This is a genomic window from Vibrio sp. A37 (genome assembly GCF_059777565.1).
Window position 1 is genome coordinate 51,127 of record NZ_JBLNLI010000013.1, and the last position, 26,548, is coordinate 77,674.

At 42.2% G+C, this 26,548-nt stretch carries 25 protein-coding genes; 23 read left to right on the forward strand and 2 right to left on the reverse strand.

The annotated features are described in order from the left end of the window. The first annotated feature begins 61 nt into the window (after positions 1-61). From ACM2FC_RS18610 to mioC, 9 genes are all read left to right on the forward strand, one after another. Positions 62-733 carry an amino acid ABC transporter permease gene (locus ACM2FC_RS18610; RefSeq protein ID WP_498482507.1) on the forward strand — a complete coding sequence of 224 codons (672 nt, stop codon included), beginning with the start codon at positions 62-64 and terminating at the stop codon, positions 731-733. Continuing rightward, positions 730-1,467 (forward strand): amino acid ABC transporter ATP-binding protein, encoded by a 738-nt coding sequence (locus ACM2FC_RS18615; protein WP_498482509.1) that lies wholly within the window; start codon positions 730-732, stop codon positions 1,465-1,467. Before ACM2FC_RS18610 ends, ACM2FC_RS18615 begins: the two co-directional genes overlap by 4 nt. Positions 1,468-1,676: 209 nt before the next feature. Beyond that, a complete protein-coding gene (rpmH, locus tag ACM2FC_RS18620) occupies positions 1,677-1,811 on the forward strand; it encodes a 50S ribosomal protein L34 (RefSeq protein ID WP_006880025.1) in 135 nt (44 codons plus the stop codon). A gap of 46 nt (positions 1,812-1,857) precedes the next feature. After that, a complete protein-coding gene (gene rnpA / locus ACM2FC_RS18625; protein WP_498482511.1) occupies positions 1,858-2,181 on the forward strand; it encodes a ribonuclease P protein component in 324 nt (107 codons plus the stop codon). After that, complete coding sequence (yidD, locus tag ACM2FC_RS18630; RefSeq protein ID WP_237363407.1) at positions 2,148-2,405, forward strand: membrane protein insertion efficiency factor YidD; 258 nt, start codon at positions 2,148-2,150, stop codon at positions 2,403-2,405. Before rnpA ends, yidD begins: the two co-directional genes overlap by 34 nt. Before the next feature lie 2 nt (positions 2,406-2,407). Then, positions 2,408-4,057: a membrane protein insertase YidC gene (yidC, locus tag ACM2FC_RS18635; RefSeq protein ID WP_498482512.1), complete on the forward strand. Its 1,650-nt coding sequence runs from the start codon at positions 2,408-2,410 to the stop codon at positions 4,055-4,057. Positions 4,058-4,191: 134 nt separating this feature from the next. After that, positions 4,192-5,553 carry a tRNA uridine-5-carboxymethylaminomethyl(34) synthesis GTPase MnmE gene (gene mnmE / locus ACM2FC_RS18640; RefSeq protein WP_498482513.1) on the forward strand — a complete coding sequence of 454 codons (1,362 nt, stop codon included), beginning with the start codon at positions 4,192-4,194 and terminating at the stop codon, positions 5,551-5,553. A gap of 243 nt (positions 5,554-5,796) precedes the next feature. Next, the gene (locus ACM2FC_RS18645) at positions 5,797-10,296 is read left to right on the forward strand and encodes a phage tail family protein (RefSeq protein WP_498482514.1); all 4,500 of its coding nucleotides are present in this window, start codon (positions 5,797-5,799) and stop codon (positions 10,294-10,296) included. A 137-nt stretch (positions 10,297-10,433) separates the two neighbouring features. Next, on the forward strand, positions 10,434-10,868 hold the full coding sequence (mioC, locus tag ACM2FC_RS18650) for an FMN-binding protein MioC (RefSeq protein WP_498482515.1): 435 nt from the start codon (positions 10,434-10,436) through the stop codon (positions 10,866-10,868). 66 nt (positions 10,869-10,934) lie between these two features. On the opposite strand, the gene ACM2FC_RS18655 is transcribed toward mioC, so the two are convergent. Then, entirely contained in the window at positions 10,935-11,396 is a 462-nt protein-coding gene (locus ACM2FC_RS18655; protein ID WP_498482516.1) for a hypothetical protein, read from the reverse strand. An 894-nt stretch (positions 11,397-12,290) separates the two neighbouring features. Between ACM2FC_RS18655 and mnmG the strand changes: the two genes are divergently transcribed. The 14 genes from mnmG (at position 12,291) to glmU (ending at position 25,177) form a co-directional block, all read left to right on the forward strand. After that, positions 12,291-14,186: a tRNA uridine-5-carboxymethylaminomethyl(34) synthesis enzyme MnmG gene (mnmG, locus tag ACM2FC_RS18660; RefSeq protein ID WP_498482517.1), complete on the forward strand. Its 1,896-nt coding sequence runs from the start codon at positions 12,291-12,293 to the stop codon at positions 14,184-14,186. After that, positions 14,186-14,818 (forward strand): 16S rRNA (guanine(527)-N(7))-methyltransferase RsmG, encoded by a 633-nt coding sequence (rsmG, locus tag ACM2FC_RS18665; protein WP_498482518.1) that lies wholly within the window; start codon positions 14,186-14,188, stop codon positions 14,816-14,818. Before mnmG ends, rsmG begins: the two co-directional genes overlap by 1 nt. Before the next feature lie 15 nt (positions 14,819-14,833). Continuing rightward, positions 14,834-15,607 carry a ParA family protein gene (locus ACM2FC_RS18670; protein ID WP_498482519.1) on the forward strand — a complete coding sequence of 258 codons (774 nt, stop codon included), beginning with the start codon at positions 14,834-14,836 and terminating at the stop codon, positions 15,605-15,607. 27 nt (positions 15,608-15,634) lie between these two features. Next, positions 15,635-16,522 (forward strand): ParB/RepB/Spo0J family partition protein, encoded by an 888-nt coding sequence (locus ACM2FC_RS18675; RefSeq protein ID WP_498482520.1) that lies wholly within the window; start codon positions 15,635-15,637, stop codon positions 16,520-16,522. Positions 16,523-16,719: 197 nt separating this feature from the next. Then, complete coding sequence (locus tag ACM2FC_RS18680; RefSeq protein WP_498482521.1) at positions 16,720-17,109, forward strand: F0F1 ATP synthase subunit I; 390 nt, start codon at positions 16,720-16,722, stop codon at positions 17,107-17,109. An 8-nt stretch (positions 17,110-17,117) separates the two neighbouring features. Next, positions 17,118-17,924 carry a F0F1 ATP synthase subunit A gene (gene atpB / locus ACM2FC_RS18685; protein WP_237363417.1) on the forward strand — a complete coding sequence of 269 codons (807 nt, stop codon included), beginning with the start codon at positions 17,118-17,120 and terminating at the stop codon, positions 17,922-17,924. 60 nt (positions 17,925-17,984) lie between these two features. Further along, a complete protein-coding gene (gene atpE, locus ACM2FC_RS18690; RefSeq protein WP_237363418.1) occupies positions 17,985-18,242 on the forward strand; it encodes a F0F1 ATP synthase subunit C in 258 nt (85 codons plus the stop codon). A 70-nt stretch (positions 18,243-18,312) separates the two neighbouring features. Continuing rightward, complete coding sequence (gene atpF, locus ACM2FC_RS18695) at positions 18,313-18,783, forward strand: F0F1 ATP synthase subunit B (RefSeq protein ID WP_498482522.1); 471 nt, start codon at positions 18,313-18,315, stop codon at positions 18,781-18,783. A 14-nt stretch (positions 18,784-18,797) separates the two neighbouring features. Next, positions 18,798-19,331 (forward strand): F0F1 ATP synthase subunit delta, encoded by a 534-nt coding sequence (gene atpH, locus ACM2FC_RS18700; RefSeq protein ID WP_498482523.1) that lies wholly within the window; start codon positions 18,798-18,800, stop codon positions 19,329-19,331. Between the two features lie 13 nt (positions 19,332-19,344). Continuing rightward, positions 19,345-20,886 (forward strand): F0F1 ATP synthase subunit alpha, encoded by a 1,542-nt coding sequence (gene atpA, locus ACM2FC_RS18705; RefSeq protein WP_498482524.1) that lies wholly within the window; start codon positions 19,345-19,347, stop codon positions 20,884-20,886. Between the two features lie 43 nt (positions 20,887-20,929). Continuing rightward, positions 20,930-21,796, forward strand: coding sequence for a F0F1 ATP synthase subunit gamma (atpG, locus tag ACM2FC_RS18710; protein ID WP_498482525.1), 867 nt, complete (start codon positions 20,930-20,932; stop codon positions 21,794-21,796). 26 nt (positions 21,797-21,822) lie between these two features. Then, positions 21,823-23,226: a F0F1 ATP synthase subunit beta gene (atpD, locus tag ACM2FC_RS18715; protein ID WP_498482526.1), complete on the forward strand. Its 1,404-nt coding sequence runs from the start codon at positions 21,823-21,825 to the stop codon at positions 23,224-23,226. An 18-nt stretch (positions 23,227-23,244) separates the two neighbouring features. Beyond that, the gene (locus tag ACM2FC_RS18720) at positions 23,245-23,667 is read left to right on the forward strand and encodes a F0F1 ATP synthase subunit epsilon (RefSeq protein ID WP_498482527.1); all 423 of its coding nucleotides are present in this window, start codon (positions 23,245-23,247) and stop codon (positions 23,665-23,667) included. Positions 23,668-23,812: 145 nt separating this feature from the next. Further along, positions 23,813-25,177: a bifunctional UDP-N-acetylglucosamine diphosphorylase/glucosamine-1-phosphate N-acetyltransferase GlmU gene (gene glmU, locus ACM2FC_RS18725; RefSeq protein WP_498482528.1), complete on the forward strand. Its 1,365-nt coding sequence runs from the start codon at positions 23,813-23,815 to the stop codon at positions 25,175-25,177. A 72-nt stretch (positions 25,178-25,249) separates the two neighbouring features. Here the strand turns inward: glmU and punC are convergent, their stop codons facing one another. Next, positions 25,250-26,455, reverse strand: coding sequence for a purine nucleoside transporter PunC (gene punC, locus ACM2FC_RS18730; RefSeq protein WP_498482529.1), 1,206 nt, complete (start codon positions 26,453-26,455; stop codon positions 25,250-25,252). Between the last annotated feature and the right edge of the window lie 93 nt (positions 26,456-26,548).

Sequence of the window (26,548 nt, forward strand, 5' to 3'; positions counted from 1 at the left end):
ATTTTATTTTACCCACTACTTTTATTAGTAGTGGGTTTTACTTTCTTTTTTGGATGACGTTATGGGCTTTGATTTTCACTATATGATTGGGCTTCTGCCAATCTTGTTTAAGTATCTTGGTGTCACAATGAAAATGGCGACGCTCGCCATGATATTTGCGCTTATCTTATCGGTGCTTATCGCAAATATTCGCATATTCAAAATTCCAGTACTTGATCAAATAAGCCAAATTTACATCAGCTTCTTTCGCGGTACACCTTTGTTGGTGCAGCTATTTCTTTTCTATTTTGGTTTGCCGCAAGTGGTGCCTTTTTTTGAAGGGATGAGTGCATTCAACGCTGCTGTGTTTGGCTTAAGCCTTCATTATGCAGCGTACATGGCAGAAACAGTACGCGCAGCAATTCTTGGTATAGATAAAAGCCAGATGGAAGCGAGTCTTTCTGTTGGAATGACCACACCACAAGCAATGCGTCGTATTATTTTGCCGCAAGCGACACGCATCGCCTTTCCATCATTAATGAACTATTACATCGATTTGATTAAGTCTACTTCCCTAGCCTTCACCTTGGGCGTAGCAGAAGTGATGGCAAAAGCTCAGATGGAAGCTTCTTCCAGTTTTCGTTTTTTCGAATCCTTTACGGCCGCTGCGCTGATTTACTGGGCTGTCGTTGTCTTGCTCACTCGAGCACAAACCATGGTAGAAGCAAAACTGGATAAGGCGTACACAAAATGATCGAAATAAAAGATATTCATAAGTCTTTCGGCGACAGTGAAGTATTAAAAGGTATTGATCTCACCATTAATAAGGGCGAAATCGTCGTTGTGATCGGATCGAGCGGTACAGGGAAATCTACCCTACTGCGCTGCATTAACTTTCTAGAAAATGCCAATCAAGGTTCAATATCTATTGATGATGTAAAAGTAGATACCCAGAAGCATTCAAATGCCGAAGTTCGTGCCTTGAGGAAAAAGACCGGGTTTGTCTTTCAAAACTATGCACTATTTGCTCATATGACAGCAAAGCAAAACATCGCAGAGGGTTTGATTACAGTAAGAGGCTGGAAGAAACAGAAAGCTTACGACCGTGCCATTGAGATACTTACTGATATCGGCCTTGGAGATAAAGCTGACAGTTACCCTATTTCTCTCTCTGGCGGCCAACAGCAGCGAGTGGGCATCGGGCGTGCGATGGCGCTTTCTCCAGAACTGCTATTGTTTGATGAGCCAACATCTGCACTCGATCCTGAATGGGTAGGAGAAGTTTTGGCATTAATGAAGAAACTAGCCAAAGATCACCAAACTATGCTGGTGGTCACTCACGAGATGCAATTTGCCAAAGAGGTCGCTGACAGAGTGATCTTTATGGCTGAAGGAAATATTGTCGAACAAGGTCATCCACAGGATATCTTTGACAATCCACAAGATGAGCGACTAAAACGCTTTTTACGTAAAGTGGGAACTGTTTAAAGATCGCGAAAGATCCTTGAGATTTTGTTTCTACTTCGTATAATCCCCCCGGCTGGAATTTGTTCATTGACACTTTCAGTGACAGTGATTACAATTCCGCCTCTTTGTTGAGAGGCGTCGGAAATCGTCTATGTTTAATAACTGGACGAATAAAAACCCACGCCGGGTTAACTAAGAACCTAAAACTACTGATCAGTAAGGTAATTATCATGAAACGCACTTTTCAACCTTCAGTTCTAAAGCGCAAGCGTACACACGGTTTCCGTGCTCGCATGGCAACTAAGAACGGCCGTAAGGTTATTAATGCACGTCGTGCAAAAGGCCGTGCGCGCCTATCAAAATAATCACTGAATTATTTTGAATACATACGCGTTCAATCGGGAGTTACGTTTGTTAACTCCCGAGCATTATCAAAACGTCTTTCAGCAAGCTCATCGAGCTGGCTCGCCTCACTTCACTATCATCGCTCGCAATAACACTCTCAATCATCCTAGATTAGGGTTAGCTGTACCTAAAAAACAGATTAAGACTGCTGTTGACCGTAATAGGTTCAAACGAATTGCTCGCGAAAGCTTTCGTAACAAACAACATGAACTTCCCAATAAAGATTTTGTTGTAATTGCTAAGAAAAGCGCGCAAAGTTTGAGCAATGATGAAGTGTTTAGGTTATTTGATAAATTATGGCATCGCCTGTCTCGCCCCTCGCGCGGTTAGCCATTGGACTTGTCTATCTGTATAGATGGCTCATCAGTCCGCTAATTGGCCCACGCTGTAGATTTACACCAACCTGCTCTCGATACGCAATAGAAGCGTTGAAAGCTCACGGTTTTGTAAAAGGGTGTTGGTTATCAGGTAAACGTTTATTAAAATGCCACCCTTTGAACGAAGGAGGATTCGACCCAGTCCCTCCTGCCCAGAAACAAAACCGAGATAAATAACAATGGATTCTCAACGTAATTTCCTGTTAATCGCCTTGGCTCTGGTTTCTTTTTTGCTTTATTCACAATGGCAAAAAGAGAAGAACCCAGCACCACAAACACATGCGGTTGAGCAGACAGCATCAAAAAGCAGTTTGCCACCAACGACCACGGGTACTAACGCGTTGGACCCCGTTCCTGCTCAACAACATCAGAGCACTGGGAAAACTATTCAAGTTAAAACTGACGTTTTAACTTTGACTATCGATACTGTAGGCGGCGACGTCATCAATGCAGATTTGAACAAGTATGATGCAACGTTGAAGTCAAAATCACCGTTTGTTCTTCTTGAAGATAAACCAGGTAAACAGTACATCGCACAAAGTGGCTTAGTTGGCCCTCAAGGTATCGACCTAAGCACAGCTGATCGCCCTGATTACAAAGTAAGTGCTGATAGCTTCACTTTAGCCAAAGGCCAAGATGAACTACGTGTACCAATGACGTACACCAAAGATGGCATCACTTACACCAAAACCTATATCCTAAAACGCGGTAGCTACGCTGTTAACGTTCAATACGACGTGAAGAACGACTCTGGCAAAAACGCGACTTTAGGCATGTACGCTCACCTACGTAAAAATATTGCTAATCATAAGAGCAGTGGCTTTACTGAGCACGCCTATACAGGTGCCGCATACTCAACGGCTGATACTCGCTACGAGAAGTACAAGTTCGACGAAATGAAGAAGAGCAACCTATCCATTGATCTTAAAAACGGTCAAGGTTGGGTAGCGATGATTCAACAGTATTTCGCGACTGCTTGGGTTCCTCGCAATGCTCCTGGTACTGACATTTATAGCCGTACAGTAGGCAACTTCGCAGATATTGGTGTTCGTTTACCAAACAAAACTATAGCCAATGGCCAGCAAGCTATTTTCGATGCAACGCTTTGGGTTGGTCCACAGCTGCAAAACAAAATGGCAGCCGTTGCTCCGAACCTAGACCTAGTTGTTGACTATGGTTGGTTGTGGTTTATCGCAAAACCTCTTCACTCACTACTTGCTTTCATCCACGGTTTCGTTGGTAACTGGGGTATCGCAATTATCATCCTAACCTTCTTGGTTCGTGGTGCGATGTACCCGCTGACAAAAGCTCAATACACATCTATGGCTAAGATGCGTATGCTGCAGCCTAAGATTCAGGCAATGAAAGAGCGCATTGGCGATGATCGCCAACGTATGAGCCAAGAGATGATGGAGCTGTATAAGAAAGAGAAAGTAAACCCTCTCGGTGGTTGCTTCCCTATCGTATTGCAGATGCCAATATTCCTTGCTCTATACTGGGCATTGATGGGTTCTGTAGAACTTCGCCATGCACCGTTCTTTGGTTGGATTCACGATTTGTCAGCTGCTGACCCATACTACATCCTACCTGTATTAATGGGTGTAAGTATGTTCTTCATCCAGAAGATGAGCCCGACGACTGTAACGGACCCAATGCAGCAGAAGATCATGATGTTCATGCCAGTTGGTTTCACGGTATTCTTCGTGTTCTTCCCATCAGGTTTGGTTCTTTACTGGTTAGTATCGAACATCGTAACTCTGATTCAGCAGACTTTGATTTATCGTCAGCTGGAGAAAAAAGGCTTACACAGCAAAAAAGCCAAGAGTTAACGATTATCTCTGAGTTAAAAGGCGGCCAAAGGTCGCCTTTTTTGTTTTTGCTGATTACAATTCAGCTAATTTAGACAACAAGCTGTGCGTTTATCATTCATCAACGCACTTCGCTATTTAAAGTAGGCATAGTTATGACAACTGAAACTATCGTAGCTCAAGCAACCGCAACGGGCCGAGGTGGTGTTGGAATCATTCGAGTATCAGGACCAAAAGCAAAACAAGTTGCTCTAGAGGTAACGGGCAAAGAGCTCAAACCTCGTTATGCAGAGTACCTAGCCTTCCAAGATGAGAATGGCTTAGCTTTGGACCAAGGTATCGCTTTGTACTTTCCAAACCCTCACTCCTTTACGGGAGAAGATGTCTTAGAGCTTCAAGGCCACGGTGGCCCCGTTGTTATGGATATGCTGATAAAGCGCATACTAGGTATTTCAGGAGTACGTGCGGCAAGGCCAGGTGAGTTTTCAGAACGAGCTTTCCTAAACGACAAAATGGATTTAGCTCAAGCAGAAGCCATTGCTGATTTGATTGACGCCAGCTCTGAAGAAGCGGCGAAATCGGCCTTGCACTCCTTGCAAGGTCAGTTTTCAAATCGCATCCAAACTTTGGTTGAATCACTCATTCACCTTCGCATCTATGTTGAAGCTGCGATTGACTTCCCTGAAGAAGAAATCGACTTTTTGGCAGACGGTAAAGTCGCCGGCGATCTGCAAACAATTATCGATAATCTTGATTTAGTACGTAAAGAAGCCAACCAAGGCGCTATCATGCGTGAAGGGATGAAAGTGGTGATTGCTGGCCGGCCAAATGCGGGTAAATCAAGCTTGTTGAATGCCCTTTCCGGCAAAGAGTCCGCTATCGTGACCGAAATCGCTGGCACCACTCGTGACGTACTGAGAGAGCATATTCACATTGACGGCATGCCACTTCATATTATCGATACAGCTGGCCTACGTGATGCTTCAGACGCAGTAGAAAGAATTGGTATTGAACGAGCTTGGGAAGAAATAGAGCAAGCCGATCGAATTCTGTTTATGGTGGATGGCACGACAACCGATGCCTGCGATCCAAAAGAAATCTGGCCAGAGTTTATTGATAGATTACCAAGCAATGTTGGCATGACGGTTATTCGCAACAAAGCAGATCAAACTGGTGAAAGCCTAGGTATTTGCCATGTTAACTCTCCTACTCTTATCCGCCTTTCTGCAAAAACTGGACAAGGCGTAGACTCACTGCGCAATCACTTAAAAGAGTGTATGGGTTTTGCTGGTGGTCACGAAGGTAGCTTTATGGCTCGCAGACGTCACTTAGATGCCCTTGCTCGAGCTGCCGAACATCTAGATATTGGCCAGCAGCAGCTTGAAGGCTATATGGCTGGTGAAATATTAGCTGAAGAACTGCGTATCGCTCAGCAACATCTCAATGAAATTACCGGTGAATTTAGTTCAGATGATCTTCTGGGCAGAATCTTCTCTTCTTTTTGTATTGGTAAATAATGGCTAATCTAATATTTAAATATTTATAATTATACAAGACAGCACCTCGTTATATTTATATTATCGTTGTGCTGTTTCTGTTAACGTATTTATTAAATAATTTCACTATCTAATATATTTTATATTCTAGACTTATACTGTAAACCACTAATTTAATATCAAATCATAAATCCTTAATATAATATTCATAGTTATTGTTTTTAATAGCTGACCATTATAATTTATAACTGGTTATTATTAAAAATGACACTCTCTGAATTGCGGACTCAGCTGGCTAATAAGCTCAAACAAATCATTCGTTCATCGGAATTACAAACAAAAGAACTCAGTTGTTTTGATAGTTTAGTATCAAGAAGAGAATTTTTATCTGGCAGTATTAAGGTTGCTTCACTCTCCTCTCTCGTCGCCGCAGGTTGCGTTCCGACCGCATGGGGACAAACCATTTCTGGCTTTGAGTCTAACCCATCAGACTACGGTATCACCGACAGTGAAATGGCAGCTGAGCCTGGTATCTATAGCTTTCGAGTGTCTGACGAGCTAATGAGCTATCCCGCCTATAGCGACGCACCTAACTTTTCTGTTCTTGTTGATAGTATCGAAGGATTTAATTGGGGTAACTGTAAGCTGTATTCGATGCCAACCTACAATACTTCAGATTCAATCGAAGCAACGTTTATTGACAAGTCTGCAAATTATGGACCGACAGAAGTCATACAAGTAATAAAAGATCCTAACAATGGATGGCAATTTGAACACTATGAAAATATCCCAGTTCATACTCAAAGTTCGGAAGTACCAGCCGAGGGATTACACAAACATATTGTGCCTTTAGACCTTCCATCTAACCCAGAAAGAGTTGTTGCAGTCACACTACCAGGAACAAACGACGTAAGTAGTGGTAGCTCTGTTCATGCCATGTGGATGGTTTTTATCTTGTGTCAGGGGCATACCGCTATCCTTTCTAGAAAAATTAGCTTAGACAATTTAGCTCTTTATCCAGATAGAAGTAATATTGTTTCTGCCGTTGAGAATTGTAAGTGGATAGAATATAAAAGTGATACTAATGCTCCGCTATGTCAGTTAGGTGATGATGCAAGCTGGACCTTAAAATCTCGATTTATTGATCGCTATGGTTTTACACATTTTTGGTTTCAAGACGAGTCAAATAGAAAACAAAATGCCATATACAGCTTCATCTATCCTGATAGTGTTAATGTGTATGCAGCGCAAACAACTTACGATCTTAATTCTATAAACGATATTGAGTACTCACCCAACAATCCAGCCGATAGTAATCAACTCAAAATTTGGTTTTCTTGCTATTGTGATGGAGAGCCTGGGCACTATAAGTTGTTAGAATTTGATAGCTCAAATTTTCAGTGCAAAAGTGATACTTTGTCTGACAATACAGCTTTTAATCTTCATTATGTTAATGGCCCAATTCTTCCAAACGATTCGTATATCGATTCTCCTAAGTTTCTTCCCAATGCTCCCGACTACTCTGATAGTCGTGTCATAACAGATATCACTGATAGCCACTATCTAGGAAATACGTTGGCGACCAATCTAACGTCACCAGATAAAAATCAGAGAAATATCGATATCTACATCGGTATAGCTTGGTGGTCTATAGATACAAATAATAGGGATTCTAGAGTAATACTATACGGTGTTGATAGCATATCGAAGGAAATACAATCAACAGTAAAACTAAACTTTCCGGGTTATCTAGGATATACGAAAGTCTACTTTCTAAGAGGCGGACAATCTAAATATGGCGGATGGCGTTTTCTGATCAATACATTAAATGGTGCTGGATTGATTAGCCAATCCTTCCAATCAAGTGAAGATTCAGAACAACCTGATAACCCATTTTCTACCAACGGATATAGAGAACACTTAAAAGCAATGGGGCCGATTGAGGCTACCTTGTGGGAATACGCAAAAGTACCAGACTTTAGAACAGACATTACCGACACCAGCATGTCGGCAAATCAGGCACTGTTCCTAGGCAATGCACACGTTAGCCTTGCTTGTAACAACAAGTTCAGCCATGACTTTGAATATGTCAGCGTTAAAGGTGATGCGACTAGCGGTGAGCTGACAACACAAATATACAGCTTCAACCATGTAGCTGGTCAATGGTCTAGCCAAGCGATTAGCCAACGAAAACAAATAACAGATGATAACAGGCCTGATCCAGAACGTAAGCAATTCCACCAAGTTGCCATCGAACCTATCAATAACTATGGCTACAGCGTGCCCTTTGATAATAGTGATTCTCAGAGCCCAGCTCCTGAAGCTTTTTACTATGAGATTCGCTCAAGTAATCCCATCACAATTATCGACCACAATGGCTATGCACACCAAGCCTCAAGAAATAGTGGCGCTGTCATTCGCCCGATAACTAAACATTCTACGCTACGATTTAGAATTCAGGCTTCAAGTTTAGCTGCGCATTTAATGATTCGAAGCGTCGATATGGGAAATTATGTAGATGATGATAACTCGACACTACCAAACTATACGACCGATCCCAATCTAGGCAGCTCCGTCATTCCTCTTCAGGAAGCCGATTCTCCAACGACCTCTGCTTGGTTTAGTTGCTTTATTGGTAAAGGAGCAAATGGTCGGCTAGAAACAAACATAACACCCGATCAAGTCGGAGCAATGCAACCCAAATACCGTTCAGATATCTCCACATCCGACGGCAACACTCAAATGTCCAGTCTGTCTAAGCAAACTGGAAGCGAACTTCTTAAATTGAGCCAAAAAGACAATTTGAACTATGACAGGCTTCGAGGAGATGGCGTTAATATAGAAATTGCCAACGGATTATATCATTCTGATTCAACAAAATTTATCAACCCATTCCTTTGTATTATCGAACAAAAAAATTCAGCCAATCAGATCGGCTTAACCTGGAACCCTTTTGGCTGGATTACTCATGCTTGGCACTCAATTGAAAGCTGGGCTGAAAAACAATATGACAAATTAAAAAGTGATCTAAAATCCATTCGGCAAAGCGTTGTTCAAGAAGGTGAAAATATATTCAACAACTTAGCCAAAATTCCAGATGATGTTTTAAAGGATATTGGCGTTGCAATTAAAGATGTACAAAGCATCGTTCTATCAGTGGAAAAAGTTCTCAGCGTAATTCCGGGATTGTCAGCGTTATTTTTAGTCATCAATGCTTGGTTTGACTATATGTTAGCGGTGATTCGATTTATTGAAATGTTCTTTCATTTGGGCGATATGCTTAGCTTTGTAAAAAGCTACCCTTCTGGAGCTTTAGGAATATTTAGCGAAGCTAGCAACGACTTCGAACAGCAGAACATAACCATCAATAGCATAGCTAATGAAGCGACGAGTATCGTCAACGAAGGTAAAACAATCTTTGATAATAAGATTCAAAACCTAATAGATGACTGTCCCGTAACGACCAATTTATCAGATCAAATTGAGAGCGAACTAAAACAAGGGATGAGCTTTCTCACGAATAAAGTTCTTCATCCCGTTTTTCACCTTGTTGAAGAAGCCATGGCCAAGTTTTCTCAAGTAGAAGACGGCATATATGATGCTCTTACTCCTATCTTGGTGAATTCATTTTCATTCCCCGAGAAATTCATAGCGAGTATTGAAGGAATATTAGATAAAATCTATTCGGATATTGATAAGATCATATCTGATGTCGTAGGGGCTTTAATTGCAGCTTTTACTAGTATTTGTGACCCAGCGTCTCTAGCTGGAAATATGCTCAAGTCCATAAAGTCTATTGGTGACGATACGATGGACTCTGCCGAAGACTTTATTACACTCTTCAAAGATGCTATTGATTTACCTGAGTTATACACAAGCATCATCCCGGCGCTATTCGAAGCAAACTTTATAACCCTGCAAATTCCTTTACTAACAGACTTATTCAAAATATTTGGCGTAAACCTTGAAGAAAATATTAGTTTCTCCGATTTTGTCGGTTGGACTTTAGGTTTAGGCAGCTGGGTTGTCGCCTATGTTACTTGTAATACGTCAATGTCCAACTTTTCAGATATGCTTACTTCGAATAGCAACGATGGCTTAGCCTTAGAGTCTATGAGTAAAAGACAAGAAAATATTTTTACTTTCCTCCCGTTAGCATGCAGGGAATTTGAAAACGTAGCTTGGATTTTAAGGAAGAAAGGGATACAAGGTGACGATAAAAAGCGTTGTGACGTTTGTAAAGGATATATCCAATTGATGCGTATTCTCGTAAAACTCACGCGAGTCACTTGCGAAAATGTAGAGATGTTGGGTTGGAAGCGAAAGGAGCTTGATGAAAGCAATCAGGTTTTATTATGTGTCGTTGATATCATTCGGAATGCTTGGGATTGGCTTTGTAAGATTGGTGCTTTAATCGCGTACACTCGTTTTTGGAAAATACCGCCGCCAGCTGAAGGGAAAGAATGGATCAAAGAAATAGCTAGGTGGAACTGGTGGCGTGAGGCAATCAATGTTTTTATTGGGCTTATAGCGGCGATCGCAGCTTCTGTAACATCCAAAAATGGAAAGTATATTATGGATGAAATTGCTAGCGACTTGGGAAGAACTGCCACTTTTCTAACCTATTCAGATTACACGTACAGCTATGACAGTGGGTGCTGGATACCTATAGATGAGCCCACTAACCCTGATTGGATGCTGATTAAATGTGGTTTGCTTGCAGTATTACCAATATTTGATGGCTTACTAAAAATGACAGATTAGATAACCTTGGATTCAGATAGGCTCGCGAAAGAAATTGGCAACAGGAAGGTAAGACAATTGATAGGTTACAGAACTCATTTACAAATTAGTAATGAGACAGAATACTATCAATACTTGAGATATATTTGGTAAACAACATGATCCACATAATTACAGGCAGCACGCTAGGTGGCGCTGAATACGTAGGCGATCACTTTAGTGATCTACTAGAAGAACAAGGGAAACAATCGACGATCCATAACTCGCCCGATTTTGATGAGATCCCAAAAGAGGGCACTTGGCTATTGATCACTTCAACACATGGAGCGGGAGAATTTCCAGATAATATTCAGCCTTTTATCGAAGAGCTGCAAAAGACTGAAGTAAGTTTGGACAAATTGAGCTTTGCTGTTATTGGTATTGGAGATAAAAGCTACGACACCTTTTGCGCCGCAGGTAAACAAGCATTTCAACTGCTAAAAGATTCTGGCGCTACACCACTAACCGAGTTGCTAGCGATTGATGTTCTGACTCATCCAGTCCCAGAGGATGCAGCAGAAGAGTGGTTAGCAGATAATATTGAATTATTTTAATTTCAGGAGAGCCTTTTATTAAAAAGGCTCTTTAATACCATTCGTTAAAAACAAGCTAAAGTTACATTAGCTTGCTTTTGTTTTATTGGCAGGAGCTTTAGCTGCAGGAGCTGGAGAGTTTGTTGAAGATGTCGATACACAGTCTTGCTTTTTCTCAACAGGAACGAGTACCTGACTATCATATTTCCACATGTCGCCAGTCGCATAATCGATTAAGAAACCCCAACCATTAAGCAAGTTTGCCCAATAAGAAGAAGTAACAGAGCGATTAACAGTCACAGAAGTACTGTTGTAACACTTGTCGTCAACTTTTATGGTCACTTCTTTAGTAGAAGAAGGGTGAGTAACTATAGTAGCAGGCAAAGTCGTGTGATACGTTTCATTCGGTGTAGTTACGTCTACTTTTACTTTTTGATCTGGGTTCGGAGCATTCGCTACGATGGTCTGGCTACCACTGTTAAACATGGTAGAACATCCTGAAAGAGTAACGACAGATGCTGCTATGCTTAAAGCTAAAAGTTTTTTCATACTATTTCCTATAAAGATTTTATTTTTATATTAGTAAAAAGATGTCTCACTCTTAACTTGATGTACCAATACTAATGTATGGATAGTAGTTTTACATTTAGATCACGTATGAACAGTGCATTATACAAAATCGATAAGTAAGAAGTATTAGAAATAACAAATCAATAATAAACAGTAAATAAAAATTAAAAACAATATTAATTATCATTTAAATAACAGTTTAGAAATGAAATATATCCTTATCCAGTTAGGTACTATTAGTAAGTGTAATAAAGTTAAGGAATGTCATGTTATAATTATATTTATACTTATTCAACAACAATTGTCCATTATTTAACCGGACATTATCCTATAAATTAATAATTCCCAACGCTTATAGTGCACTACTAAAAATGGTTACGAAACTTACTTCTTATTAAACTATTTTTAGTTTCTAACTTTTATTAGCTTAGCAGCACACAGTGTTACAGTTCTCTCCCATTAGGGATATACACAACTATCTGGACAGTTATCCCACTAACAAAACTACTGTGGATAAAACTAGATCTTTTCAGTGATTAACCTTTAGTTATCCAAATAATAACTCGTATACTAAATCCCCCCTGTGTATAACCATTAATTTAGATCCCAGCTAATCCTCGATCAGATCAGAACAATGACACATCTTTTGATCCCACCAAACATCATGATCTATATGATCATTTACCGCTTATCCACAGAGATCGGTGATCCTAATAATAGATCCAATAAAAAGATCTATATAGATCTATATATATTAAAGACATTCAAAGGATCAGGAAAAACTGACAAAACCGTTTCTCTCAAACCTGAAAGAGGGTAGAATACGTCTCCTTTTGTCTGTCCATTACTTCGAGATACATTTGAGGTCAGCCTATGCTTTTTCATGAAAAATTTGATGTCATTGTGGTTGGTGGTGGCCATGCTGGTACTGAAGCTGCTCTTGCTTCTGCCCGTACAGGTCAGAAAACACTACTACTGACACACAATATTGACACCCTGGGTCAAATGTCATGTAACCCAGCAATAGGTGGAATAGGTAAAGGTCACCTAGTGAAAGAGGTGGATGCAATGGGCGGCATTATGGCTCAAGCAATTGATCATTCTGGTATACAATTCAGAACCCTTAATGCATCAAAGGGGCCAGCAGTAAGAGCAACCAGAGCTCAGGCTGATCGAGCGTTGTACAAGGCTTTTATTCGCAGCACTTTAGAGAACACACCGAACTTGACCTTATTTCAACAATCAGTAGACGATCTTATCGTTGAACAAGATCGAGCTATTGGTGTTGTGACTCAAATGGGTCTTAAATTCCACGCTCAAGCGATCGTATTAACCGTTGGAACATTTTTAGGTGGAAAGATCCATATTGGCATGGAAAACTTCTCTGGAGGGCGCGCAGGCGATCCTCCGTCGATTGCCTTAGCGGATAGATTAAGAGAATTGCCATTTAGAGTGGATCGTTTAAAAACAGGTACACCACCAAGGATCGATGCCAAAAGTGTCGATTTTTCAGTACTTGAAGTTCAGCATGGTGATGATCCTACTCCCGTTTTCTCATTCTTGGGTGATCGCAGTCAGCATCCTCGTCAAATACCGTGTTACATCACACATACTAACGAGAACACTCACGATGTTATCCGTTCAAACTTAGATCGTAGTCCTATGTATGCTGGTGTAATTGAAGGTATTGGTCCTCGTTATTGCCCTTCAATTGAAGACAAAGTGATGCGTTTTGCGGACAAAAATAGTCACCAAATTTTCATTGAGCCAGAAGGTCTTGATACCACCGAGCTTTATCCAAACGGTATTTCCACCAGCTTGCCTTTTGACGTTCAGGTTGAAATTGTTCGATCAATGAAAGGTTTTGAGAACGCACACATTGTGCGTCCTGGTTACGCTATCGAATATGATTTCTTTGATCCAAGAGATTTAAAACAAACCTACGAAACCAAGTTCATCAACGGTTTGTTCTTTGCGGGGCAGATCAATGGCACCACAGGTTACGAAGAAGCCGCGGCGCAAGGTTTAATGGCTGGCTTGAATGCAAGCTTGTTTAGTCAAGGCAAAGAAGGTTGGAGTCCTCGTCGTGATCAAGCATACATGGGCGTGCTTATCGACGATCTATCCACAATGGGTACCAAAGAACCCTACAGGATGTTCACATCTCGCGCTGAATATCGTCTACTTCTGCGTGAAGACAATGCTGATTTGCGTTTAACCGAAATGGCTAGAGGTCTAGGGCTAGTAGACGATCATCGCTGGGCGCGATTTAATGAAAAGATTGAGAACATGGAGCGGGAACGTGCACGCTTGAGCCAAGTTTGGATCAACCCTAAATCTGAAGGTGTCGATGATCTAAATGCCATGTTGAAAACACCGATCTCTAGAGAAGCAAGTGGTGAAGATCTGCTGCGCCGTCCTGAAGTTGATTACGCGCAATTAACTGCTTTAGAAGTATTTGGCCCGGCACTCGATGATCGACAAGCGGCAGAGCAAGTTGAAATCCAAGTAAAATATGAAGGTTACATTCAGCGTCAGCAGGATGAGATAGAGAAGTCGCTCCGTCATGAGAACACCAAACTGCCGCTTGACCTTAACTACCAGGATGTAAAAGGGTTATCCAACGAAGTTATATCTAAGTTAAGTGAAGCTAAACCAGAAACTATTGGCATTGCTTCGCGCATCTCTGGTGTGACTCCAGCTGCAATTTCTATTCTGCTTGTTCATCTCAAAAAACAAGGCATGCTGAAAAAAGGTGAAGTAGCATAATGGAAGCTTTGAGAGTAAAGTTAGAGCAGTTAGTTAAACAAGCAAACTTAACAGTCAGTGAACTACAAATTGATCAGCTTGTGCGATATGTGGCGTTATTGGATAAATGGAATAAGGCTTATAACCTGACTTCTGTTCGCGACCCAATGGACATGTTAGTTAAACATATATTGGATAGCATTATTGTAAGCCAACATTTAAAAGGCCAGCGTTTTATCGATGTAGGAACTGGTCCAGGCTTACCGGGTATACCCCTAGCAATCATGAACTCGGATAGTGAATTTTATTTACTAGATAGTTTAGGTAAACGTATTCGATTCATTAAGCAAGTGGTACACGAACTCCAATTAACCAATGTCACGCCTATTCAAAGTCGTGTTGAGGAGTTTGAACCTAACGAAAAGTTTGATGGTGTTCTAAGTAGAGCATTCGCATCCATGACAGATATGGTTGAGTGGTGCCATCATTTACCTAAGCAAGATTCAGGGATATTTTACGCGTTAAAGGGTCAGTTACCTCAAGATGAGCTAAATCAACTACCAAACTGGTGTCATGTTGATAGTGTGGAAGTATTAAAAGTCCCACAGTTGGAGGGAGAGCGTCATCTGGTCGTCTTATCGCGCAAGGGATAAATAGCGAGGAAAACAGTGGGTAGAATAGTAGCAATCGCCAATCAAAAAGGTGGCGTAGGCAAAACAACGACTTGTATAAACCTTGCGGCATCTATGGCCGCAACAAAACGAAAAGTCTTGGTTATCGATCTCGATCCACAAGGTAATGCCACTATGGCAAGTGGCGTCGACAAATATCAAGTTGAAGCGACAGCTTATGACTTATTGGTTGAAGACACGCCTTTTGCTGACGTAGTATGCCGAAAAACTTCTGGTCACTATGACCTCATTGCGGCAAATGGAGATGTCACTGCAGCAGAAATTAAACTCATGGAAGTGTTTGCGCGTGAAGTTCGACTTAAAAATGCTCTCGCGCCTGTTAAAGATGAATATGATTTCATATTCATAGACTGCCCACCTTCATTAAACCTTCTTACCATAAACGCAATGGCTGCTGCAGATTCCGTTCTTGTCCCAATGCAATGTGAGTATTTTGCCCTAGAAGGGTTAACAGCGCTGATGGACACTATCAGTAAACTGGCAGCGGTGGTCAATGAAAACCTTAAGATAGAAGGTTTGCTCAGAACCATGTTTGATCCTAGAAACCGACTTTCCAATGAAGTTTCTGATCAACTCAAAAAGCACTTCGGGACTAAAGTATATCGCACAGTCATTCCACGAAATGTTCGTTTAGCAGAAGCTCCTAGCCACGGAAAACCAGCTATGTATTATGATAAGTATTCTGCTGGCTCAAAAGCTTATTTGGCCCTCGCTGGAGAAATGCTTCGTCGAGAAGAAGTACCGGCTTAACCAATATTAAATTAAAGGAATCACTCAATGTCTAAACGTGGTTTAGGAAAAGGGCTAGATGCGTTACTTGCAACTAGCTCATTGGCTCGTGAAAAACAACAAGTTGCTACTAAAAGTCAGGTAATGTCATCTGACGGAGAGCTAACCGAGTTGGAAATATCCTGTTTACGACCAGGGGCCTATCAGCCACGTAAAGAAATGTCTCCAGAAGCGTTGGAAGAGCTTGCTACGTCAATTCAATCTCAAGGAATCATTCAGCCAATTGTGGTGAGAGAATTGGATGGTGAAGAAGGCCAGTATGAAATTATTGCGGGTGAACGACGCTGGAGAGCTGCCCGCCAAGCTGGTTTGTATCTAGTGCCATGTTTAATAAAAAACGTTGCTGATAGAGCAGCTATTGCGATGGCACTTATCGAAAATATTCAGCGCGAAGACTTGAATGCTATTGAAGAAGCGCAAGCTTTAGAAAAACTGCAAGGCGAATTCACTCTGACCCACCAGCAAGTAGCCGATGCGATAGGCAAATCTCGTGCAACTGTGAGTAATCTTCTTAGGCTTAATCAGTTGGAGGATTCTGTAAAATCACTCGTCGCAGAAAAGCATTTGGAAATGGGTCATGCTAGGGCTCTTCTTATGCTTGAAGGCGAGCAGCAACGTGATGTTGCGCGACAAGTTGCAAACAAAAACATGACCGTTCGCCAGACTGAAAGTTTGGTAAAAAAATGTCTTTCACCTCAACCTGAAGAAAAAAACACTCCTCAAGACGAAGAAACACACCAATTGTCACAAAATTTAAGTGAAATTTTGGGTGCAAAAGTATCCATTGTTAGAACTAAGACCGGAAAGGCAAAAATGACAATTAGTGTTGATGAGCCTCACAAATTGGAAGCGCTAATCGCCCGCCTTAAAAACTAAGTGAGATAATTGGTTTCGACCAATTATGAACAAATCTAGGTATTTGTACAAAAATTGTCGGATTGTAAACAAAGTTGTAACTTTATGCGTTATTTTCATTGCATTCAGTTTAACTGGCCGTATAATTTCGGCGACTTCTTAGCATTTTAAAAAAATTAGTTTTCATAGCTGAGAATCATACTTAGAGGTAAGAATACATGGTAGCTGCGTTGGCTAGGCCTGGGCGAGAGCTTGCAAAGCAATTGTTAATGATCCAGTCTGGCGCGGTTATATTACTGGCTGCAGGGATGTCAATTGCTGTGAATGCTGAATGGGGAGTTTCAGCGCTGGTTGGTGGCGGTATTTTTGTTGTCGCTAACGCAGTTTTCGCATTCTGTGCTTTTATGTTTAGTGGAGCTCGTGCTGCAAAGCTCATCACAGCTTCTTTCTATACAGGCGAAGCGCTAAAAATCCTCATCACCGTTGCACTCTTCTATGTTGCCTACATGTATATGAAGGTGGACCTCGTTCCCCTACAACTAACCTATTCGCTGGCATTAGGAATCAATTTTTTAGCGCCAGTGCTATTCGTTAACAAAAAGAAATAGGATGAGTTATGGCTGCGCCAGGTGAAGCGCTAACATCGGCCGGATACATTGAGCACCACCTCGCCAATCTTTCTTTAGCTAAGTTAGGTTTGGTCGCGGAGGAAACAAGTTTCTGGAACGTGAATATAGATAGTTTGGTGTTTTCTGTGCTGACTGGGGTGTTATTCCTTTGGGTATTTCGCTCTGTAGCCAAGAAAGCAACATCAGATGTACCAGGAAAGCTGCAATGTTTCGTTGAAATGGTAGTGGGTTTTGTCGATCAAAACGTCAAAGACACCTTCCATGGACGCAATCCATTGATAGCACCACTGGCTCTGACTATCTTTTGCTGGGTGTTTTTAATGAATCTAATGGACTTAGTTCCAGTTGACTTCTTACCGTACTCAGCACAGCTCGCTGGAATCCCTTATCTTAAAGTGGTCCCGACAGCTGACGTAAATATCACCATGGCAATGGCTCTTGGCGTTTTTGCTTTGATGCTCTACTACAGCATTAAAGTGAAAGGTCCATTGGGCTTTGCGAAAGAACTGGCTCTCCACCCATTCAATCACCCAATTATGATTCCGTTTAACCTGCTTATCGAAGTGGTTTCTTTACTGGCGAAACCTCTTTCTCTAGGCATGCGTCTATTCGGTAACATGTTTGCGGGGGAGGTGGTATTCATTCTTATCGCGGCAATGTTGCCTTGGTGGCTACAGTGGGTCGGTTCACTTCCGTGGGCGATTTTCCACATACTAGTCATTTTGATTCAATCGTTTGTGTTCATGATGTTGACTATTGTCTATCTATCAATGGCACATGAAGATAATCATTAATACTTTGAAATTTTAATTAACTTAATTTAGCCAACAACTATAAATTTTTTGGAGATAGTAATGGAAATATTATTGAGCTATTCCGCTATTGCTGTAGGTCTCATCGTAGGCTTAGCTGCTCTTGGTACAGCAATCGGCTTCGCAATCTTAGGCGGTAAATTCCTTGAAGGTGCAGCTCGTCAACCAGAAATGGCTCCTATGCTACAAGTTAAGATGTTCATCATCGCAGGTCTGCTTGATGCGGTTCCAATGATCGGTATCGTAATCGCGCTTCTATTTACATTTGCAAACCCATTCGTTGGTCAGCTAGGCGGTTAATCTATCTGATTGAGACAACTTAGTTTGTCATTGATTAACACCAAGTCTAAACAAAGGAAGGGGTAGCGTTGTGAATATGAATGCAACTCTGCTAGGTCAGGCAATCGCGTTCGCACTGTTTGTTTGGTTCTGCATGAAATACGTGTGGCCACCAATCATGCAGGCAATCGAAGAACGTCAGAAAAAAATTGCTGATGGTTTGTTGGCTGCTGATAGAGCGGCCAAAGATCTTGACTTGGCACAAGCCAACGCTTCCGAGCAAATGAAGGAAGCGAAGCGCACGGCAACAGAGGTTATCGATCAAGCCAATAAACGCAAAGCTCAAATTTTGGATGAAGCTCGTCATGAAGCTCAGGAAGAACGTAAAAATATCCTGGCTCAAGCAGAAGCCGAAATTGAAGCAGAGCGTATTAAAGCTAGAGATGATCTGCGTAAACAAGTTGCAGCTCTGGCAATCGCCGGTGCGGAGAAGATCCTTGAGCGTTCAGTCGATAAAGACGCGCACAAAGATATTCTTGAAAATATTACTGCAAAACTTTAAATCAGGGGGCGAATATGTCTGACTTGACAACAATTGCACGCCCCTACGCTAAAGCAGCTTTCGATTTTGCGGTTGAGAAAAAACAGCTAGACCAATGGAGTCAAATGCTGGCTTTCGCAGCCGAAGTCGCAAACAACGAACAAATTCATGAACTCTTAACCAGTTCGGTTTCTGCAGAGAAGCTTGCTGAAATTGTTATCGCGGTATGTGGCGAACAGTTTGATGCTAATGGCCAAAACTTTCTCAAAGTGATGGCCGAGAATGGACGTCTAATGGCGCTTCCAAATGTATTTGACGCTTTTATGGCTCTCAAGCGAGAGCATGAGCAAGAAGTGGATGTTGAAGTAATTTCTGCCACTAAGCTCACCAAGAAGCAACAAGACGACATTAGCAAAAAACTGGCAGAGCGCCTTGAGCGCAAAATTCAGCTGAATTGCAGTGTAGATGCGGCCCTAATAGCAGGGGTCATAATTCGAGCCGGAGACTTAGTCATTGATAACTCAGCACGTAGTCGTTTGACTCGCCTGAGCGACGCATTGATGTCTTAATGGGGATTGGAGCATGCAACTTAATTCCACCGAAATTAGCGATCTAATCAAACAACGAATCGAAGCATTCGACGTTGTTAGTGAAGCTCGCAATGAAGGTACTATCGTATCGGTAAGCGATGGTATTCTTAGTATTCATGGCCTTGCAGATGTGATGCAAGGTGAAATGATTGAACTGCCGGGAAATCGTTACGCACTAGCATTGAACTTGAACAGAGATTCAGTGGGTGCAGTAGTTATGGGTCCTTATGCCGACCTTAAAGAGGGCATGAAAGTAACAGGCACAGGCCGTATTCTTGAAGTACCTGTGGGTCCTGAACTCCTAGGCCGTGTTGTAAACACGCTAGGTGAGCCAATCGATGGCAAAGGTCCTATCGAAGCTAAGTTGAGCTCTCCTGTTGAAGTTATCGCACCAGGGGTAATCGATCGTAAATCGGTTGATCAGCCTGTTCAAACTGGCTACAAATCTGTTGACTCGATGATTCCAATCGGTCGTGGTCAGCGTGAGCTTGTTATCGGTGACCGTCAGACGGGGAAAACGGCTTTAGCAATCGACGCTATCATCAACCAAAAAGATTCAAGCATCTACTCAATCTACGTAGCGATTGGCCAAAAGGCATCAACAATTGCAAACGTAGTACGCAAGCTTGAAGAGCACGGTGCACTAGCAAACACTATCGTTGTTGTCGCATCAGCTTCTGAATCTGCGGCATTGCAATACCTAGCTCCTTATGCGGGTTGTGCTATGGGTGAGTACTTCCGTGATCGCGGTGAAGATGCACTTATCGTATACGATGATTTATCAAAGCAAGCGGTTGCTTATCGTCAAATCTCACTTCTTCTAAAACGTCCACCGGGCCGTGAAGCATTCCCAGGTGACGTATTCTACCTCCACTCACGTTTACTAGAACGTGCAGCTCGCGTAAGTGAAGAGTACGTAGAGAAGTTCACCAAAGGTGAAGTGAAAGGTAAAACAGGTTCATTGACCGCTTTACCTATCATCGAAACTCAAGCCGGTGATGTATCAGCGTTCGTACCGACCAACGTTATCTCGATTACCGATGGTCAGATCTTCCTTCAAACTGAGCTATTTAACTCGGGTATCCGCCCAGCGGTTGACCCAGGTATCTCTGTTTCTCGTGTTGGTGGTGCTGCTCAGACAAAAATCATTAAGAAACTGTCTGGTGGTATCCGTACCGCTCTAGCTCAATACCGTGAACTTGCGGCTTTCGCTCAGTTCTCATCTGACTTAGATGATGCAACTAAGAAGCAGCTAGACCATGGTCAGAAAGTAACTGAGCTAATGAAGCAGAAGCAATATGCTCCGATGTCAGTATTCGACCAAGCACTAGTTATTTTCGCTGCAGAGCGTGGCTATCTAGATGATGTTGAATTAAACAAGCTTCTAGATTTTGAAGCGGCACTACTGTCATACGCTCATAGCCAATATGCCGAGTTAGTATCGGAAGTGAACAAGACGGGTGCTTATAACGATGAAGTTGAAGGTCAGCTGAAGAAACTGACTGACGATTTCAAGGCGACCCAAACTTGGTAAAAGGTAGGTGGCACAGGATGCCACCGACTAATGGAGATTAACGATGGCCGGCGCAAAAGAGATACGTAATAAAATAGGTAGTGTTAGAAGCACTCAAAAAATTACGAAAGCAATGGAAATGGTAGCGGCGTCTAAAATGCGCCGCTCTCAAGAGGCTATGCAAGCGTCTCGTCCATATGCTGAAACAATGCGTAAGGTGATCGGTCATGTAGCGAACGCAAATCTAGAGTATCGTCATCCGTATCTAGAAGAGCGTGAAGCTAAACGTGTTGGTTACATCATTATTTCAACTGACCGCGGATTGTGTGGTGGTTTAAACATTAACCTGTTTAAGAAAGCCATGCTGGATATGAAAGACTGGTCTGAGCAAGGTGCAGAAGTCGAATTAGCCATAGTTGGCTCAAAGGCTACCGCGTTTTTCAATAATAGCGGCGCTAAGGTTGCAGCTCAGGTTTCTGGACTAGGTGATACACCTACTCTGGAAAGTTTGATTGGCTCTGTCGGCGTAATGTTGAAAAAATATGATGAAGGTGAGTTGGATCGCCTATTCGTCGTGTATAACCACTTCGTTAACACGATGACGCAAGAACCAACGATCGATCAATTATTACCTTTGCCTAAATCTGATAGTGAAGAGATGCAACGCGATCATGCATGGGATTACATCTACGAGCCTGAACCAAAGCCTCTACTGGATAAACTTTTAGTTCGTTACGTAGAGTCACAGGTATATCAAGGTGTAGTTGAAAATCTTGCATGTGAGCAAGCTGCTCGAATGATAGCAATGAAAGCGGCAACTGATAATGCCAGCAATCTTATTGATGAGTTAGAACTTGTGTATAACAAAGCCCGTCAAGCGGCGATTACACAAGAGCTATCAGAGATTGTATCTGGTGCAGCTGCAGTTTAGGTGAAATAAAATTTAGAGGATTAACGATGGCTACAGGTAAGATCGTACAGATCATTGGTGCGGTAGTCGACGTGGAGTTTCCACAGAGCGAAGTACCTAGTGTATATGATGCTCTTAACGTTGTTGATAGCAAAGAACGTTTAGTACTAGAAGTTCAACAACAACTTGGCGGTGGCGTAGTTCGTGCCATCGTTATGGGTAGCTCTGATGGTTTACGTCGTGGTTTGACAGTAGAAAATACAGGTGCTCCAATTTCTGTACCAGTGGGTACTAAGACTTTGGGACGCATCATGAACGTACTTGGTGATGCAATTGACGAATGTGGTGAAATTGGTGCAGAAGAGCACTATGCGATTCACCGTCCAGCGCCAAGCTACGAAGAACAATCGAACGAAACAGCGCTTTTAGAAACTGGCGTTAAAGTTATCGACTTGGTTTGTCCATTCGCGAAGGGTGGTAAAATCGGTCTGTTCGGTGGTGCGGGTGTAGGTAAGACCGTTAACATGATGGAGCTTATCAACAACATTGCACTTCAACACTCAGGTCTATCCGTATTCGCTGGTGTTGGTGAGCGTACTCGTGAAGGTAATGATTTCTACTTCGAGATGCAGGAAGCGGGCGTTGTAAACGTTGAAAATCCTGAAGAATCAAAAGTAGCGATGGTTTACGGTCAGATGAACGAGCCACCGGGTAACCGTCTACGTGTTGCTTTGACAGGCCTAACAATGGCTGAGAAGTTCCGTGATGAAGGTCGTGACGTACTACTGTTCATCGATAACATTTATCGCTATACACTTGCGGGTACTGAGGTATCAGCACTGCTTGGTCGTATGCCATCTGCGGTAGGTTACCAGCCAACTCTTGCTGAAGAGATGGGCGTACTTCAGGAGCGTATCACGTCAACTCGTTCTGGTTCTATCACGTCTGTACAGGCGGTATACGTACCTGCGGATGACTTGACTGACCCGTCTCCAGCAACAACGTTTGCTCACTTGGATGCAACAGTTGTACTTAACCGTAACATCGCCGCAATGGGTCTATACCCAGCGATTGACCCGTTAGATTCAACGTCTCGTCAGCTTGACCCTCTTGTTGTTGGTCAAGAGCACTATGATATAGCACAAGGTGTTCAAAGAACGCTTCAACGCTACAAAGAGCTAAAAGATATCATCGCTATCCTAGGTATGGATGAGCTATCTGAAGAAGATAAGCAAGTGGTATCTCGTGCTCGTAAGATTGAACGTTTCTTAACTCAGCCTTACCACGTAGCAGAAGTATTTACTGGTGACCCAGGCGTATACGTACCTCTAAAAGAAACACTACGTGGCTTTAAAGGTCTGCTAGCTGGCGATTACGATGACATTCCTGAGCAAGCGTTCATGTACTGCGGTGCAATCGACGACGCTGTTGAGAATGCCAAGAAGCTATAAGGCTAATTAGGAGGTCATATGGCAGAGATTACCTTTCACCTTGATGTTGTTAGCGCGGAGAAGAAGATTTTCTCAGGCCGTGTTGAAACTTTTCAGGTGACCGGTAGCGAAGGTGAATTGGGTATTTTTCATGGCCATACACCGCTGCTTACCGCTATTAAGCCTGGAATGGTTCGTATCGTAAAACAGTTCGGACACGAAGAGATTATTTATGTGTCCGGTGGTATTGTTGAAGTTCAACCAGGAACAGCAACGGTACTGGCTGATACGGCTATCCGTGGTGAAGAATTAGATTCTGCAAAAGCTGAAGAAGCCAAACGTAAAGCTGAAGAACATATTAAGAACCAACACGGTGATATGGACTTTGCTCAAGCGGCAAGTGATTTAGCGAAAGCGATAGCTCAGCTACGTGTCATTGAGTTGACTAAACGTAGACGCTAATTCTTAGCAAATTAGAATGTAAAGGCGACCTCTAGGTCGCCTTTTTTGTATGAATACTGTCTTAATGCTCTTGCAACCTTTCCTTCAAATACTGTTCGCCGTTACAATAGCTTTCATTAAACTTGTCTCCATAAGGTAGTGATCAATGAATTTTAGCGCCGTTATTCTCGCTGCGGGAAAAGGAACCCGAATGTATTCCAACTTGCCAAAGGTGTTACATACACTAGCAGGTAAGCCAATGGTTAAGCATGTTATTGATACTTGTGAAGGGATGAATGCGCAAAGTATTCATCTGGTTTACGGTCACGGTGGTGAGCTAATGCAAAGCTCGTTGTCTGGCGAAAAGGTGAATTGGGTACTACAAGCTGAGCAGCTAGGTACTGGACACGCCGTTGATCAAGCTTCATCTCAATTTACCGACGATGAACAAGTTTTAGTTCTATACGGTGATGTTCCTTTGATAAGTGAGCACACACTTACCAATCTTTTACAAGCTCAGCCAGAGGGTGGTATTGGCTTGTTGACGGTTGTGTTAGATGATCCTACGGGCTACGGCCGTATCGTTCGTAACAATGGAAATGTTGTCGCAATTGTAGAGCAAAAAGATGCGTCTGAAGAGCAACAACAAATCCAAGAAATCAATACAGGTGTCATGGTTGCAACTGGCAAAGATCTAAAACGTTGGTTATCGGGCCTAAACAACGACAATGCTCAAGGTGAATACTATTTAACTGATGTCATAGCAGCCGCCCACCAAGAAGGCCGTACAATTGAAGCCGTTCATCCTGCTAGCCCAGTGGAAGTTGAAGGGGTGAACGATCGCCTTCAGCTATCTCGATTAGAAAGAGCTTACCAAACTATGCAAGCGGAAAGCTTGTTAAAGCAAGGTGTTATGCTAAGGGATCCGGCTCGCTTTGACTTAAGAGGTGAATTGCAAGCGGGTAAAGATTGCGAAATTGATATTAACGTCGTTATTGAAGGTAAAGTTTCGCTTGGAGACAATGTTAAAATTGGAGCTGGAAGTGTATTAATCGACTGCGAAATTGATGACAACACGGTTGTTCGCCCTTATTCCGTTATAGAGGATGCAAGCGTTGGTGAAGACTGCACCATTGGGCCTTTTAGTCGCTTAAGACCCGGAGCTCAGCTGTCTGATTATGCTCATGTTGGAAACTTTGTCGAAATGAAAAATGCTGTGCTGGGCAAAGGCTCCAAGGCAAACCATCTTACCTATATCGGCGATGCTGAAGTTGGTCAACGTGTCAATGTTGGCGCCGGTGTGATTACTTGCAATTACGATGGTGCGAACAAACACAAGACTATCATCGGAGATGATGTTTTTGTTGGTTCAGACAGCCAGCTTGTTGCTCCAGTAGAAATTGGCAATGGTGCAACAATAGGTGCTGGTACCACGCTAACAAAAAATGTTGCAGAAAATGAGCTTGTTATTACAAGAGCTAAGGAACGTAAGGTTTCGAATTGGCAGCGCCCAGTTAAGGAAAGAAAATAACTCAGACAAGTAATATCAAAAATAACATAAGGGTCCTTTACGGGCCCTTATGTATATTGACTTCAAGAGATTTTACTTTTCACTTGTAAGAGGTTTATGTTCTTGACCTATAACATTCTTTTTCGCTTTGCTATTCCCAATAACATAGCTGATGAGAAGTGCAACCATGCAAATTAGAATGGCAATACCTGTGGCGGATTGTGCGCGAAGTGCAAAAGTAGCCACGATAGCACTGGCGATACTGCTTACTGAAATCTGAATACTATTTTGTAGGCCAGCAGCAGTGGCTGCGCAGTGTTTTGCGCTAGAAAGCGCTTGGTTGACAATAATTGGGTACATAGCACCGTTAGCAAGGGCAAGTAAGCAAAATGGCGCTAATATTGGCCATATTGAATTGAGCCGCCATTGGGATGCTGCAAATACCATCACAGAAGCGACAACAAACACAGCGAGTAAATTTTTCAATGTATCAGCAGCGCCATATTTGCTGACGACCCTCTTTCCTGTATAGCCGCCTACGATGAACGCGATAGTTTGTGGAATGAAACTCAAACCAATGTCTTTTGCTGAATAACCTAAGCGAGTCATAATTTCTGGCATACCTGTGAGGTATGCAAAAAACGCTGCGGAAGCAAAAGCAAACATCAATATATTACCGACATAAACGCGATTCTTAAACAATGAAGCTACATCTTGTTTCACTGAACGAGAAAGGTTTTTTGATACTTCTTCTTTAGGTTGTAAGGAAGTCGCAACGACAAGAACTATACCGATCAGAGTTAATGCAATAAAAATGCTCTGCCAACCAAGGCTGTGCGCAAGAACAACGCCCAACTGTGGTGCTAGTGCTGGAGATAATGCAACTAAAGGCATAATTGTGGAAAATAGCTGTTGGCTGGTGGTGTTTGAGTAGCGTTTTATTACCATCGCTTGCCAAATTACTGCTGGTGCACAGACGCCAATAGCTTGCAAAAACCTTAACGAAAGTAGCTGCCAAATCGAGTCGCTGTAAGCGATGCCGAATGAAGCTATTGAAAAGATAGCGAGCCCTACAATTAATGTTTTCTTATTTCCATACTGGTCGCTAGCTATTCCCCAAAGAAATTGTCCAATTGCCATACCAACCAAGAAAACACTTAGCGAAAGTGCAATCTGTTGTGGGCCTGTGGAAAATGCTAATTCAAGATCTTTAAATGCAGGAAGGTACATGTCAGTGGCGACAAAACCAAGCATTGATAAACAAATTAGATAGAGTAGTTGTAATTTTGATGGTCTCATTCTTATTTCCAATCAAAAAATTTAATGTTTAAAACTTGTATCAGGATATTAGTTAGCCCTTTAACCTTTGGATTGGAATTTTATTTTTTGACT